This is a genomic window from Blastopirellula marina (genome assembly GCF_002967765.1).
Lineage (GTDB): Bacteria > Planctomycetota > Planctomycetia > Pirellulales > Pirellulaceae > Bremerella > Bremerella marina_A.
Genome location: NZ_PUHY01000006.1, coordinates 174,499 through 189,333 on the forward strand (window position 1 = coordinate 174,499; position 14,835 = coordinate 189,333).

12 protein-coding genes are annotated in these 14,835 nt (G+C 54.5%); 4 read left to right on the top strand and 8 right to left on the bottom strand.

Annotated features, from left to right (window positions below; genetic code table 11):
* Nucleotides 1-137 precede the first annotated feature (137 nt).
* Nucleotides 138-2,063: a c-type cytochrome domain-containing protein gene (locus C5Y83_RS08715; RefSeq protein ID WP_105329289.1), complete on the top strand. Its 1,926-nt coding sequence runs from the start codon at nt 138-140 to the stop codon at nt 2,061-2,063.
* Nucleotides 2,064-2,144: 81 nt separating this feature from the next.
* Here C5Y83_RS08715 and C5Y83_RS08720 read toward each other — a convergent pair whose 3' ends face one another.
* Entirely contained in the window at nt 2,145-2,648 is a 504-nt protein-coding gene (locus tag C5Y83_RS08720) for a hypothetical protein (protein WP_105329290.1), read from the bottom strand.
* Between the two features lie 183 nt (nt 2,649-2,831).
* Nucleotides 2,832-3,941, bottom strand: coding sequence for a tetratricopeptide repeat protein (locus C5Y83_RS08725; protein ID WP_158262295.1), 1,110 nt, complete (start codon nt 3,939-3,941; stop codon nt 2,832-2,834).
* A 202-nt stretch (nt 3,942-4,143) separates the two neighbouring features.
* On the opposite strand from C5Y83_RS08725, the gene C5Y83_RS08730 reads away from it, so the two are divergent.
* Complete coding sequence (locus tag C5Y83_RS08730) at nt 4,144-5,214, top strand: peptidase M42 (protein ID WP_105329292.1); 1,071 nt, start codon at nt 4,144-4,146, stop codon at nt 5,212-5,214.
* A gap of 18 nt (nt 5,215-5,232) precedes the next feature.
* Here C5Y83_RS08730 and C5Y83_RS08735 read toward each other — a convergent pair whose 3' ends face one another.
* Entirely contained in the window at nt 5,233-6,876 is a 1,644-nt protein-coding gene (locus C5Y83_RS08735) for a serine/threonine protein kinase (protein ID WP_105329293.1), read from the bottom strand.
* A gap of 115 nt (nt 6,877-6,991) precedes the next feature.
* Nucleotides 6,992-7,921, bottom strand: a complete 930-nt coding sequence (locus C5Y83_RS08740) for a hypothetical protein (RefSeq protein WP_146117715.1) — start codon at nt 7,919-7,921, stop codon at nt 6,992-6,994.
* 263 nt (nt 7,922-8,184) lie between these two features.
* On the opposite strand from C5Y83_RS08740, the gene C5Y83_RS08745 reads away from it, so the two are divergent.
* Entirely contained in the window at nt 8,185-8,808 is a 624-nt protein-coding gene (locus tag C5Y83_RS08745; protein ID WP_105329295.1) for a hypothetical protein, read from the top strand.
* 450 nt (nt 8,809-9,258) lie between these two features.
* Nucleotides 9,259-9,645: a hypothetical protein gene (locus tag C5Y83_RS08750; protein ID WP_105329296.1), complete on the top strand. Its 387-nt coding sequence runs from the start codon at nt 9,259-9,261 to the stop codon at nt 9,643-9,645.
* A gap of 38 nt (nt 9,646-9,683) precedes the next feature.
* Here the strand turns inward: C5Y83_RS08750 and C5Y83_RS08755 are convergent, their stop codons facing one another.
* The 4 genes from C5Y83_RS08755 to C5Y83_RS08770 all read right to left on the bottom strand — a co-directional run bounded on the left by C5Y83_RS08755 (nt 9,684) and on the right by C5Y83_RS08770 (nt 14,788).
* On the bottom strand, nt 9,684-10,577 hold the full coding sequence (locus C5Y83_RS08755; RefSeq protein ID WP_105329297.1) for an alpha/beta hydrolase family esterase: 894 nt from the start codon (nt 10,575-10,577) through the stop codon (nt 9,684-9,686).
* Between the two features lie 22 nt (nt 10,578-10,599).
* Nucleotides 10,600-11,577, bottom strand: a complete 978-nt coding sequence (locus C5Y83_RS08760; RefSeq protein ID WP_105329298.1) for a CNNM domain-containing protein — start codon at nt 11,575-11,577, stop codon at nt 10,600-10,602.
* Nucleotides 11,578-11,581: 4 nt separating this feature from the next.
* Nucleotides 11,582-12,838 (bottom strand): CNNM domain-containing protein, encoded by a 1,257-nt coding sequence (locus C5Y83_RS08765; protein ID WP_105329299.1) that lies wholly within the window; start codon nt 12,836-12,838, stop codon nt 11,582-11,584.
* A 63-nt stretch (nt 12,839-12,901) separates the two neighbouring features.
* The gene (locus C5Y83_RS08770; protein ID WP_105329300.1) at nt 12,902-14,788 is read right to left on the bottom strand and encodes an ABC transporter permease subunit; all 1,887 of its coding nucleotides are present in this window, start codon (nt 14,786-14,788) and stop codon (nt 12,902-12,904) included.
* Between the last annotated feature and the right edge of the window lie 47 nt (nt 14,789-14,835).

Below are 14,835 nucleotides of genomic sequence, written 5' to 3' on the forward strand. Positions count from 1 at the left end.
GGCATTATGGATACAAATGCCAGCGAATTTCGTTCCTTCTTGTGGAGCGAACCTGGGTTATTGTTAGGATAGGCATTTTCCCAGATTGCTCGCTTGTCTTCTCACGATAACGAAACAGATAGGGCCTGAAATTGACCATGTTCCGACCCCTCGTTGCGGTTGCCGTTGTACTCGTATCAATTGCTGCGGTGGTCTCACCTGCTATTGCAGCCCCGACGCCCGAACAACGCGAGCAACTTCAGGCGCTAAAACTCGATATTCGCAAGACTTCCAACTTCTTGAAGCGAGGCCTGGTTACCGAGTCGGTTGAACTTGTGCGTAGCATTCAGTCCCGAATGGAGACTTTGGACGCCGCTCAAGATGCCGAGATCGCTGCCGAACTCAAACAACTGACGGACCTGTTGGCGGCTTCGCATGGTGTGTTGGAACTCGAGGGTTACACACTCCGACCACTTTTGGGGTACGTCAACAGTCCCTCTTCTTCGATGGAAATGTCGGCTACGCCAGGGACACCTCCCACGACAACACCCCCTGCCCCGCTTCCGGATATCTTCCCGGCAGCCAACATTAGCTTCACTAAGCACGTTGCTCCGATCTTGATCGCTCGCTGTGGCAATTGCCACGTGACCGGAAGCCGCGGCGGTTTCAATGCAGGCACTTTTGAGGCTCTGATGCAGGGGCCACCAGAGGGGCGTGTTGTTTTCCCGAACGATGAAATTGGGAGCCGCCTAATCGAAACGATCGAAACCGGTGACATGCCCCGTGGTGGACAGCAAGTGCGCGCCCCTGAGCTTGCGGCCCTCAAGACTTGGATCAAAGAAGGCGCCAAGTTCGACGGCACCGATCCGAAAGCACCGATCAACCAGCCGAGCGCTTCGCCGGCTCCTGCGGCAATGGAAATGGCTCGGCTGGAAGTGATGGACGCCACAGGAAATGAGAAGGTCAGTTTCAGCCTGGACGTTGCCGGAATCTTGGCCAATCGCTGCGTGAGTTGCCATGCCGGACAGAATAACAGCGGCGGTCTACGCATGGACAACTTTACCCAGTTCATCCGTGGTGGCGACAGTGGCGCGCCTTTCGTTCCAGGTAAACCTCAGGAGAGCATGCTCGTCAGCCTGATCAAGGCGACCGGCAACGAGCGAATGCCCCGAAATGGCCCGCCTCTCACAGCAGATCAGATCGCCAAAATCGAAACTTGGATTCGTGAAGGGGGCAAATTCGACGGCACTTCGGCTCGTGATGATTCGATGTTGCGTTTGAATCAAGTTGCCGTTGCCAAGAAGGCCACGCACGAGGAACTCGCCAAGTTGCGGGCCGCAAGTAGCCAACAGATGTGGGAACTAAGCATGCCGGATGTGAAAACGGCTAAAGTCGACACGCCGCTGTTCTTAGCATACGGCACGATTGGTGAAGACCAGTTGAAGGAGTACGTCGCCGAAGCAGACAAAGCAGCCGCCAAAGTTCGCACGCTGCTGAAGATTCCATCTTCCTCGCCACTGGTGAAAGGAAAGTTGACACTTTACTTCTTTCGCCAACGCTACGACTATGCCGAATTTGGCAACATGATCGAACGTCGCGACCTGCCCGGCAACTGGAAAGGTCACTACCGGTTCGATGTGACCGATGCCTATGGAGCAATCCAGGTTCCCAGCGAAGACGATTACGACGTGAATGTCTTATTGGGACAATTGATTGGCTCGTCGCATGTGGCTTCCCTGGGAGACGGGACCGTACCTGCTTGGTTCTCCGAGGGAGTCGGTCGGGTGATAGCTTACCGAATGAACAAGAGTGATCCGCGAGTTCAAGCCTGGGACGATCAAATTGGTCCGGCTGTTAGCTCAATGGCAAAGCCCGACGACTTCGTTAATAATCGCCTATCGCCGGAGCAGAACGGCGTGGTGAGCTACGCCTTCATGAAAGCCGCGATGGGACGTGGAAACCAGTTCGATGCGTTGATGAATGCTCTCCGCAAAGGGACGAATTTCAATCAGGCATTCCAGTCTGCTTTCGGCGGAACACCTTCCCAGGTAGCAACCGCGTGGGTCATGTCTGGCGGTCGATAGGCCTGACTTGCGAATGATCAAGAAAAAGGCGATGCCTATTGGCATCGCCTTTTCATTTCTTGAATGAGTAAGTTTCGCCACTTAGTGCGAATGACCATGATGGTGGTGTTCGATCTCGCCCTGGTACGGCTTGCCATCGACTTCCACATCTACTGTCGCCGCAGCTTCTTCCGCTTCCAGCAAAGCAAACAGATCGGGATCGGCGGTCTCGAACTTAGCGGTTGTTTCTTCGCCATCGGAACGGACGGCTGGGATGTCCCAAGATTTCGTGTTTCCCTCGACGGTGACGTTCACTTGCAGATTCTCGCCTGGGATTTTGACTTCCTCTTTGCCGGCGCTGTCCAGAACGTAGAAGGTTAGCGTCTTTGTTTCGTCATCGTGCGACCATTCCAAGTGATACTCTTCCTCACCAAGCTCAATCAAGTGACCACCATGCGGACCAGCCGCTTCATGATCGTGCCCTTCGTGGTCGTGATCGTGCCCTTCTTCGTGCCCGGCAGAGTCGGTCTTTTCCGACGTGCAGCCCGCCAGCGAAACTGGCACGGCAAACGCACATAATAGTAGTATCAGCTTTCCAAACTTCATTGTGCCAGACTCCTCGATTGGCATTTCTGATTTGCTTTGATGTATTCGCCACCTATCGCCGGCAGCGAACTCCGCCTTTCCCAACCATTCGCGGGAAGCCCTCGATTATTCGGCACGAAACCGACGGCGCCAATCCTGCCCCGTCATTCGTCGTCCGTTCGAGCTCATTCTGGGTGAAATCGATTACAGTTCGATTCCGCTTCCCGTCGCTACCGGCTGGCTGTTTCCTTTGGTGAATGCATCGATGTAGGAAAGGTCGCCACCGCCAACTCCCATCTTCGCTGCCTGGAAAAATTTAGCAGCCTGGGCGTCGTCTCCGTCGAAGTGTAAGAGTACCCCAACACAGAACAATAAATCGGCGTTCTGTGGGTCAGCAACCGCACGGCGAGCATTCGCTTCGATGATCGAAGCCTTGGCGGCAGCGTTACTATCCAGCAGCCCATCGAGGGTCAGATTTGTCGAAGCGATATTCGGATCTTGCTGAACCGCCAGCTTCATCGCCTTGACCGCTTCCTCCGGATGATTGGTGGCCAAGTAGGCGAGTGCCTTATGCAGGTGACCTTGAGCGTCTCCTGGGGCGGCCGCGACAGCATCTTTGTAGCGTCCCAGAGCTTCACTATATCGTTGCTGGCGGAATAGAGCATTCCCGGCGTCAATAAAGCGAGCAGCCCGTTCCACCGCCTGGGGACTTGGCTGTTCAATCGGCAAGTTAGGTTTGGCGACCATTTCCGGAACGACCGAAGGGGAAGTCAGTCCGCCGAACGATTGACTTCGCTGAGGCTCGATGGCGAAATCTCGGGGCAACCCCATAAATTGCTTCATTGCTTGGGGGCCGTAGTTCAGCTCCGCTGGCTGAGTGGGAGGAAGATAGTATTCAAGGTATTGATCGCTAGGCCGGTAATAGGTGCCGTAGGGGTACAGCCCGGAATAGTTCAATGGATACCCAGCGTTGTAACCGTAGACGTACGGCGTGGGATAAGAATAGCCGTAAGGGGTCAGCCCAATCCCGATCGATAACCCGCTCCCCCCCCAAAAACTGCCGTAGCTTGGATAACGATAACCGTAACCGCCACCATGATGATGGTGGTGATAGTCACCACGGTTGCCGTGCGAATAGTTGTTGTAAGAAAAACTTCCTGAGTATCCGCCAGGCCGAGTCACATCGGCGTAACCGCCTCGTCCAACCGTAATGTTACTGCGGCTCTTGTATTTGTATTGCCCCAAACCTTGCGCTTGCGCGAAGCTTCCTGCCGCAACGATCGCCAGAATGGCTAACATGCTTACGTAACGCACTACATCACTCCTCGAGGCAAAAGGGACAACCTCTCTATTATCTGGTCGTTCCCTGCAATGGGCAAAGAGATTTGTCGAATTCGTTGCCTCGACTTGCCGTGAATCAGGCAAACTCTTTGAGGTCAGCTCTTTATTTTTAGGAAGATATTTAACTAAACTTAGGGCAGAGATTCTGCTGTTGAGTCTCGTTCGTGCCTGCAAGATGCCTGCCGTGACCAAACTCGACCTCGAGGAATTCCTCGACATCCTGAAACAACTGGTTCGTCACCCTTCCGTCGTCGGATCGGAGCACGCTTTCTTCCGTTACCTGCAGCGGGAATTAGAAGAAACGCATGCCACGGTCACCTTGTATGAAGGCCTGTTAGTTGCCAGCGGCACGCAGCCTGATCGGATGCATATTTCGGCTCACGTCGATCGGCATGGACTGATCTGTACCGGACCCAATGAGTTTCAATACGCGGCGTTCGTTGCCCGCAACCGTGGCGACCTTTTGGGGGACTCGGTCTCGGAGCAGACGTTCCAAACAATCGCCGAGCGTTTTCATGAGCGGTTTGTGCAAGCATACGTCCCCTGGAGTGGTACCTACCTGGGCAAAGGGACGATCAAGCGTTCTTACCTCTGTGAACGGCGAGGCAACCTCGTTTTCGAGGTTGAGGGGCTCGACCACGTATTGCCAGGCACACCGGTCGCTTATCAAGACCGGCTGTCCATTTCGTACGGGCGAGTCTCGGCTCAGCTGGACAACGTGCTGACCACAGCAATGTTGATTTACCTATTTCGCCAAGGCTTCCAAGGAACGGCATTATTCACGGCTCAAGAAGAAGCGGGGCGAAGCTGGCGATTCCTGCTCGAGTGGTTCCGCCGCTGTGGGATCGAAACGCAAGACCTGCTGGTGCTCGATACGAGTCCCTTTCCAGATATTGCCACTGCCGATGCCCAACAGGTCGTGCTGCGAAAGCGCGATGCGAATGCCATCTTCAATCCGCAAATGGTGGCTAAGCTAGAAGAGGCCTGCCAGAAGTTCGGCATCCGTTACATGTTTAAAGACGAGATGCTGGCAAAGCAGAACGAACAGCGTGTTGCCGAAGGGAAGAATCCCACCTCATTGGGAAGCACCGAGTTAGGCCGTGTCGCTTCAGCGTCCGAAGGAACCATTCAAGGCGCTACGCTGCAAGTTCCCACCACTGGCTATCACACGCCAGAGGAATCCGCGGCGTTATCCTCAATCGAAGCCATTCTCGATGTTCTGTGCGAGGTCGCGCTCGAGGAATAGACTGGCCAATCAATCGGTTTATGTCTTACCCTTGCCGATCAGTTCCTCATAGACATGCTGGAACTTCTTCTGGAAGTCTCGATCGGTATCGATGATCGACAGATATTCGGTACGATTGGCCGATACCACCGCCTCCTCGGCCGCGTCGTGGTTGCCCATTTCGTACAGGCAAATTGCTTTGCCAGCGTAACCGAATGCCTTGGCCTCGACATCGATCTCGCGTTGGCCTGAGAGTTCCTCGAAGACACGTAACGATTCGTTATACCGTTTCAGATTTAGTAGGATGATCGCTTCCTGCTGCATCGCTCGCAGCCCCCACATGCGATTTTCTTCACTGCGATCCATGGGAAAGAAACGAGGCACGCTGGCAAAGTACTTGGGGCGCTGATCCATCTCGAGATCCTTCGTGCGGAACATCGCGTACAGAAACTGTTCTTCTGCCGTTTGCCCTAACGGTTTGACCTCTTCTTCTTGGACACCATCAAGCAGATTAGGCTTTCGTGAAGCAAGCGCTAAACCTCCACCAATAATAATGCAGACCAGCCCCAAGAAGGCGAAGCGAGAAAAGTTCTTCGTCCAGGACGGCTTACGATAGACCGTCATCGCCGACGTTTTCATGACATCGGAAAGCTCTTTCAAACCGTCACTTCGCACCGACGACAAAGAGGCGAGTTCCGCGATCGACCAATCCGAAGGGTCGCTCCCAAATGCATCGCTGCCCAGCGACTTCTGTACGTCACGCAGTTCACGCAGCAACTCCGAGGCGTTCTGGTAACGATCGGCTGGTTTCTTGGCGAGCATCTTGTGAATGACGCGTGCCAAAGGAGCTGGCACCCCGCCCCGAATTTTCTCGAGGCGTTCGGGTTCGGTGTTTAAATGCTTTACGGCCACCGTCAAAGGATTGTCCCCTTCGAAAGGAGGACGTCCTGCGAGAAGCTGGTAGCACGTGATCCCAAGCGAATAAATATCGCTTCGTTGATCCAGAGGTTTACCTTCGGCCTGCTCTGGGCTCATGTAGAGTGGCGTCCCCATCGTGATACCGACCTGGGTCAGATTCATCCCATCGGCATCTTGAGCGATCACTCGGGCCAAGCCGAAATCCGCGACCTTCACTTCGCCGGTCGCCGTAATCAAGATATTCTCTGGCTTGATATCGCGATGGACGATCCCCTGCTCGGCAGCTTTATACAATGCCGCAGCAACCTGACGAAGTATCGCCCCGACAAGCTTTATTTCTAATGCCCCTCGCTTATTGAGAAGCTGCTTCAGATTCTGCCCCGGAACATACTCCTGGGCTATGAAGTGTAGGCCATCCGAGTTGCCGACTTCGTAGATCTGGACAATGTTGGCATGCGTCAACGCGGCCGCCGCTTGAGCTTCGCGATGAAATCGACGCACGTACGCTTGATCTTTGGCGAGTTCGGGCTGCAGAATCTTGACGGCGACGTTTCGTTTTAAGCTTTGCTGTTCGGCCAGGAAGACCTCAGCCATGGCCCCTCGCCCTAACCGACGCAAGATGCGGTAATCGCCAACGACACGGCCCGCCAGGTCCAGTTCGGCCGGCGCGTCTTTTTGCTTGTTCGTCAGTTCCGTCATCAAGTTTCTCGGCGAGGCAATCTCGTAAGTCGTGGAGGTGGCGGCTGAGGGGCGACGATACCGCATCAATCCCAATTCAAGTATCGATGCCAATTACCCGCTTGGCAACCAAACTGTTTCGGCTATGACCAGATAATTTCTGTCGTTTCATTTAGAACACGAAAGCCTCGTGGACATTCGCCTAGGCTTCAAGATCTTCCATGCCGTTCTTTTTAGGGTCGCACTTGGGCAATCGAGCGTCGAGCCACTCCTGATCGACAAAGTCTCCAAGCAACTTGCGCAAGCAGGCCACGAGTCCTTGTCGGACTTCATCCCGGAATTCAGGATCAGACCCCACAATTTCGACTTGGTGAAATCCATCCCAGCCCAGCCATAGTCCCCAATCGTAGCGTACCGCCGCGTCGTTGACCCGCTGCATGACTCGTAACGCCCAAAAACTGCCAAATTGATCTCGGAAGTCGAGCCATGCTTGATTCTCCGGTCGCACGATCTCGCTGCGTGCTTGCGAGCGGAATGCCACCATTCCCATTCCCAACAGTAGCACCCCCATCGAAAGCAGGGCCCCACCGGTGGTCACAGGAGCCGAAGCCCAAGGCAAGTAAGGATACACCATCAACCCTTGAGCGATTGCCAAGCACAACGCCGCCGGACCGAAACGCGTGGCCAAGTTATTTAGCAGTCCGGCGATCATCAAGAGTCCGAGGAAGCATCCCCAGATCCACCCAGGGTCGCTTCGTCCTGCCGAATCAAGAAACCAGATTTCTAACACGGGAACAGATAAGGCCGACCAAAAGGCAAGCATGAGAAGTTGCCAGGCAACCAGATGCCGCCGCTTGGCCCCGACCTGGGCCAACGTAGGCAGAAACAAGCCCATGGCCGCCAGGTATCGCCAGTGGTTGTCGACAATGGACAACTCAAGTTGGTGGCAAACACCGATCACGATTTCGCAGCCGACCAAGCAAACCCAAGCCACCATGGCCCAAGCCCATGCAGCCGTCAACGTCGTTCCACGTAGTCCACTGCGAATTCGGATGAGCAGCCAAATTCCGACAACGCCCAACAGCAATGCCACCGCGGCCGTCACCCCTCCGGGATTGATCGGGATGTGCATCACAAAAACGAAGACCTGATTCTTGGGGACCAAAAGAAACGCGACTCTATCACAAGCTTATTCTAACGAATCACCCGCCGCGGATGAGAAGGGACCGGTCGTAACGATTAATTCTTCCAGGTCAGGCCAACCACCTGCATAAGAGGATCGGAAGAGGCAATTTTTTTCGATGATGCGTTTGCACAACGTTATTTGCATGGCATGTTTCGTCAGTGCAACAAATACTCCCTCACTCAACTCCCCAAACAGAAGGAATACCTACCATGTTTCGTATCGCCATTGCCTCATGCTTCGTTGTGATGTCAGCTGTCGGATCGGCCTCGGCCGGACTTTGGGATGCCATGACGGTCAGCTATCCGTCCACCCACTACTCGGCCAGCAGCGAATACGTCGCTGCCAGTGCCGCCGCTGCGGATTGCGGCTGCTCGAACGGTGGCTACGGCTACGGTTCCCCAGCTTGGTCTGGCGGGTGCTGCAGCGATGTCTGGGCTGGTTACTGCTCGGAAGGACATGGATGCCGTCCTAAACTTCACACCCGTTACCACTGGTTCTCCCGTCCATCGTGTGGCTGCCAAACCACCCCGGCTCCTTGCTGTGGATCGACGCCAATGACCAAGGGATGCGGCAACGCTTGCCCTAGCTGCCTCGGCCTGCATATGCGTGGCTTCCGTCACGGTCATCGCCACGGCTACGGTTGCAGCTGTGGAGCCCCTGCATGCGATTCCTGCGGTGCCACCGACATCATCAGCATCGAAGGCTCCATGAACGATCACAGTGCCCCTGAGGCCGCTCCTGAGATTAAGCCAACGCCAGCGGCACCTAAGGCTGAACCACAGGAAGCTCGCCTGCTGCTCCCTTCGCTGCACGCTTTGCTGCCGCGTAACTAGTCCAAGCGATCAAGAAAACACGCGACCGGCTCGACCAAGCTACCTGGGGAGTGTGGTTTGCCACTGAGCCAAAGCGTCTTACGGGCGGATCCTGGATGGGATCCGCCCGTATTTTTTTGCTAGCCGAAATACCTTCACACCATCCAGGGTGGTGCTAGCACGAAAATGCCTGATTTTCCCTAGAGAACGAGTAAACGGGCTGACGATAAATCTTACTGATCGAACACCGGGAGGACGGGACACAGGATGTGTACCGTGAGATCAAAGGCCAAAGTAGACGACGGATCGACTACTTTCGGCCTTTTTTTATGCGCGGACAAAACCCTTCTCGAAATTCACTTGATACCCCCCGCTAGACCAACCATAATTGAAGTACGTCGGGTATAGGAACACCCCCATCTTTAGCCAGGATGGCGCCGAACTTCTTTTTCTTTGAGGGCGCAACTGGATATGACATCGAAGACGCTTGCTGTTGCTTTGATTGCTGGTTTGGGATTACTTGGAGCCGTCACCACTTACTCGACACTTTCCGCTCAGGACGCCGTTGAATCGGCAGAGCCAAGCGGTCGCCTTCCAACGTATTACTCTGAAATCGTCACTCAAGATCAGCGTTTAAAGATCTATACGATTCAGAGTGGTTACAACACCAAGATCGAGCAACTCGAGGCGGAAATCGCCAAGTTGGAAGCCGCGATGAAGAAGGAAATGGAAGCAGTTCTCACTCAGCCTCAGTTGGAGCGTCTGGAAGAATTGGCGAAAGAAGACGAAATTCGTCGTCAGAAGAACGAAGCAGCCAAGCGTGCTGCGGAAAAGGCAGCCTCGGCAAGTGGTTCTTAGTATTGAATCAAACCGCACGAAACAGGCGGCATCGTCCATCACAACGGAAGGCGATGCCGCTGGAAGAATTCCCAGATTACCGAATTCGCATCTAAATTTTGCGTCGTAGGTCCCAGCAGTTCGAGCCTGCTTTCTTTACCTGGCCACGTGTGTCCTCCACCAAAGATCTTCCATAGGATGACCTCGGCCGAGTCCGCATCGGTCGCAGCGTAAGTAAACTTCTCGATTGATGTTCCGTCGTTCACTTCTGGAGTTAATTTTTCGATCAGAGGTTGAGGGCTCGCACGGTTGGCAGCCACCCAGTTTGAAATAGCATGGTCGACTGAGTTGAAGTCGAGTTTCGACTTACTGCGCGAACCGACGCCTCCTTCCCACCGTACGAACTGATCGTCGGTGCCATGCATGTGCATGACCGGCACCGGCCGCTTGGGATGACAGGTATCGTTCCCCATGGTTCCGCCAACCGGAGCCACGGCGGCAAAGCAATCGGACAATTTATCTGCCAACAAGTATGCCATCATTCCGCCGTTCGACATCCCGGTGGCATAAACCCTCGAAGGATCAACGTGAACGCGCTGTGGCAGGTCGGCCAAGAGCTCCTCGATGAAATGGACGTCGTTCACATCTTCGCGTTGGGCATAACCACAACACATTCCGGCATTCCACGTCTTCATCGACGGCAATCGTCCCGTGCCGTTTGGGAAAACAGTGACGAAGCCTGCGGTGTCTCCCAGTTCGTTCAATTCGCAAAAACGCATCATGGTGGGCGCATTGGACAGCCCCCCATGAAACGTCAATACGATCGGCCAACCTTCGCTTGGTTCGGCAGTGTGCGTGGGCACAAACACCCACAATTCACGTTCTCGGTCATCAACATCTAACGTTAAACGATGCCGGCCTGGCGTCAAAAGCTTGATCGGTGTGGTGCTCATGAACGACTATCTTCAGAACTAATTAAGCAGGCTGTTTCTTGGCGTCGAGAACTGATCGCTGCAACTGCTGCATCGTCACAATGCCGACGACAACTCCAGCTCGGCTGACGACCTTGGCCATCAGTTCGCCGGAGCTTTGCAGCCGCGTGAGGGCCGAGATACAACTATCGTTGGCGGCAATTTCGGGGAGCGGGTGATAATTGAGAATCTCTTCGCCATCCCCCATGTAAAGGTCACAGACACGAATATAACCAAGGGGAATCGTACGCTTGCCTTCCTGCTGGACAATCGGAATAACGGAAAGCTGCTTCCGCTTGGCAACGCGAAGAATATTGTTCACCTTCGAACCAATCTTCGCCGTCCAGACTCGGGAGATCGGAGTGGCGATTGTGGTTACGCGACGGTTGGCGACACCAAACACGCCCTGGGCGACGCGCCGCTGAGCCCGATTCAAAATTCCGAACTCGCCTCCTTCTTCCAGAAAGTCTTCCAATTCGGTACGAGCCAAAGCAAGCCGAACCGTTTCGGGTGATTCCCCCAAAAGTTGCTGGAGCGCTCGCCCCAACACCCATAACAATGCCGCACACGGAGCAAACAACACGGTGAATAGGAAAAAGAACCACCCGCTGCGGCGCAAGAGCAGATTGGGGGCACGATAAAAGAAGTACTTCGGCAGCAACTCGCCATAAACGAACAGAAACGGGGCCATGATCAGTGGCAAGGCCATCTCGGCGGTCGAACTGCCCGGAAAAAACTGGTGCGAAAAGAGCACGATCGCCAGGGACACCATGTAGTTCGCTACGTTGTTGCCAATCAGCGTAGTGGCCACAAACAAGGCTGGATGATTTGTTAGAAACAATAGGAAACGTGATAACCAATCGCCTCCCAATCCATCCAGCACCAAGCGGACGCGTGTCACGCGATAGAAGCCCGTCTCCGAGCCGCTAAAAAAGGCGCTCAGTAAAACGCCGATCGCGAAGATGAAGAATACGGTCAACATCGCGTTATTCCTCCTCCTGTCGCAGGGTCATCCTCACTAGGATGTGCCCTTCGCCGAGTTGCTCGACGACCAGGAAATGGAACGGCCCCCAGTCGACTTCGTCGTCAACCTCGGGAATGCCATCGAGTTCTTCTTGCAGAATCCCGTTGATCGTGGCGTGCCGTGTTTCGGGAAGCTCTAGCTGGAAATGCTTCGACATCCGGCGCACGCTCGTCATACCGGAGATCAAATAAATTCCTGGTTCAAGCTCTTCAAACGTCTTCCTTTGCAAGATCCGCTCGCTACGACCATGCGAGTTCGAGAAGATTGTCTCCATCAAATCTCGTAGCGTTACTACGCCGATCGTTTCTCCGAGCTCGTTGACAACGGCAGCAACCTCGTTTTCACTGGCCAGCATTTGCTGAAAAACTTCCGACGCCTGAGCACACCACGGGAACACCAGCACCTCTTGGGCGATGTCTTCCAGGTTCTCCTGTGGTAACTCCGTAGCGTCGATTAAATTGATCGCGCTGACCACGTCGTCCCCTTGTTCGTCGGCGATTAGCAGGTAACCGCTGGGGGTCATTTCGCAGTCCAGATCCTTCAGCGAAACCGGCGGCTGGAACATCTTGAAACGCATACGAGGTCGCATCAACTCAGCCGCCAAGGAATCGGACAGACTGACGATACCCCGCAGTGCCATCTCTTCCTGTTCGAGCACCGTACTGCTTTGCATCGACATCTGGATCGCCCGTTCCAGATCGGACACCTGCATGTACGGTTCCGCCTCGAAGCGTGGCCAAATAAGTCGCTGCGAGAGCGTACTAACACCACGCATGATCGGGCGAATTGGATCGATTACGCGAACGGCGAACGCAATCGGAACGGCCAGGAATGCCGCAAGTGCCGGGGCTCGAAGCACGGCCAGGCTTTTCGGCATCATCTCGCTAAAGAAGATGATGACCAGCAGTGACATTGTCGAGAACGCGGTGGCATAGGTGGCACCGAACTGATCTTGCAGACGAATCCCTACGATCGACGCCACGGCAAAGTACGCCACGTTGATCATCAAATTCCAGAACAAAATCGCCGATAGCAACCGATCGGGATCTGCCAGCAAAGAAGCGGCCGCTCGCTGGGCAGTCGTTCCCTTACGAAACCGCTTTCGGTCCTCGAGCTTCAAATAGAAGAAGGCTGCCTCCGAGGCCGAGAACATCCCAGAGCAGGCGACCAACAGCAGCATTGTCACCAACCATGGTGCAATGGCCACAAAGACGTCCAACCTGCTACTCCTTTCCGAGTAAGTTCTTCCTGGGTGCTAAAGCAGCGAAAGCCAACCGCAAAACTACGCGTCGTCGGCTCCGGACCGATGCCCCACCTCGATGTCGAAATCTGTGATTGCAGGCATCAGCATGGCGATCATCGTGAAACCATAAGCCATCACGGTCACCACAAATACCTCCATCCCGTTGCCCAGCAGGAAGCTGACAATCGCGAAGAAGGTACCAACCGGCACGGCCGTGGCGGCGATACCGATCGCTCGCGAAGGATTGCGATAACCAATTGCAACATACAACCCTAAGCCACCCCCAGCGATGAATCCCAGGAATGGGAACAGCTGGAAGTGGAACGACTCGGTGAAGCTGATCATCAGCAAGATACACGTTATCACACCGAGAAACAAAAAGAAGACCGTCCCTAAGCTAACACCGATTGCGGTGCGGCTGTTGGCGTAAACCATTCCACAGTGCAGCCCTAACATGGTGACGAAGAAATACATCACTACCAGGCCACAACTTACGTAAAAAAAGCTCTCGCCGTTCATCGCCCCAGCCAGCCACAAATAGACGTTTACAGCTAGGGGAGCCAGGATCATTTCACGCGTCACCCACATCACGCCCCATAACTTCCCAAAGGTAAATTCCTTGGGGCTTATATCGGTGACGAGCAACAAGTCTAATGCCTGACCATCTCGCTCGTTCGTGATCGAGGTCACCGCTAAGGCGTTCACGATTACCAAGCTAATCAGATAGAGCGGCACCATTGCCCAAGCCACCGGTGGAATCGTGGTACCGAGTTGATCGCCCCGATATACGGCCGTGCCACTCGCCACCATGTCGTACAGCAGATAGGCAGCGGCGGCCGCGAGCACGAGATAGACGAACTTGATGATTAGCACCTTGCGGCCGTACGCCCAAGTTTGCGTTTCTCGCCATAAAATCGGGTTTTGCCAAACTTGGCGATGGTCTTGCTTCACCTCAGTGGTGCGTGCATCGACGTGACCAGAACGAAGCGATTCGTTATCTCTCTTTGGAACTACTTCCTTGTCGGCAGATTCTTCGATCTGGGCCATGTCGTGTTCGGCCCCCCAGATACTCTCTTCCTGCTGCCGGGCTTCCATGTCTTTGCCACGGCGAGTCTCACGTGACGGGTTCCAAACTCGCACCAGGGCGATCGCTGTACCGTTTAGCAGTACAATCCCAGCCGTCATGATTAAGACATGCAGACCAGTGACACCCCAGATCGATGCCAAGTTGCCAGAAGCTGCCGGAAAAGGATTCGCCGCCTCCATCACCGCCCAAATGGGATTCATGGCAGTACCCCACTGCGCGGCGGAGATATCAAACAGCCGGTCAAAGAAAACGCGGTCGGCAACCAGTCCGCTCACCCCGAGCAGCACCATGATCAACATCGCAGTCAGGGCCAACGTTTGAAACGTCTTCTCACGCCATAATGCCATCGTGCTACCGATGCTACCGGCGGCCAGGGCCGAAATCAACGTCACAACTAAGACGCGCAAGACCTGAGCAGCTGAAACACCACCAAAGAGAAACAGGGCACAAAAGACGGGCGTGGCCGCCAAGATCAGCGCAAAGACATTGATCAAGCTGGCCAACATCTTTCCCAAAACCAGCTCGGAGTTATTCAGCCGGGTCATCAACAGCAGAATCAGTGTCTTCCGATCTTTCTCTTGTGCCACAGCCCCAGCAGCACTGAAAGCGGCAAAGAAGATCACGAGACAAAGCTGAATGGGGGCCAAAATCTGGAAGATGCTGGCCCCAAACCGAGCCATATCTCCCACGCTGGCAATCACTTGCGTCCCGGCCAAGACTAACCATGCCGTGCACATCAGCAAGAATAGAGCCGCCACATAGACGGCGCGATAGACGTAAAACTTACTACGACGCGGGGTTACGGCCGCCTCGCGAGTAAAAACCGGACCAATAAACAAGTCCAGACTCCCCAACGGTTTACGGTGAAATCGCCAAACAGATCATT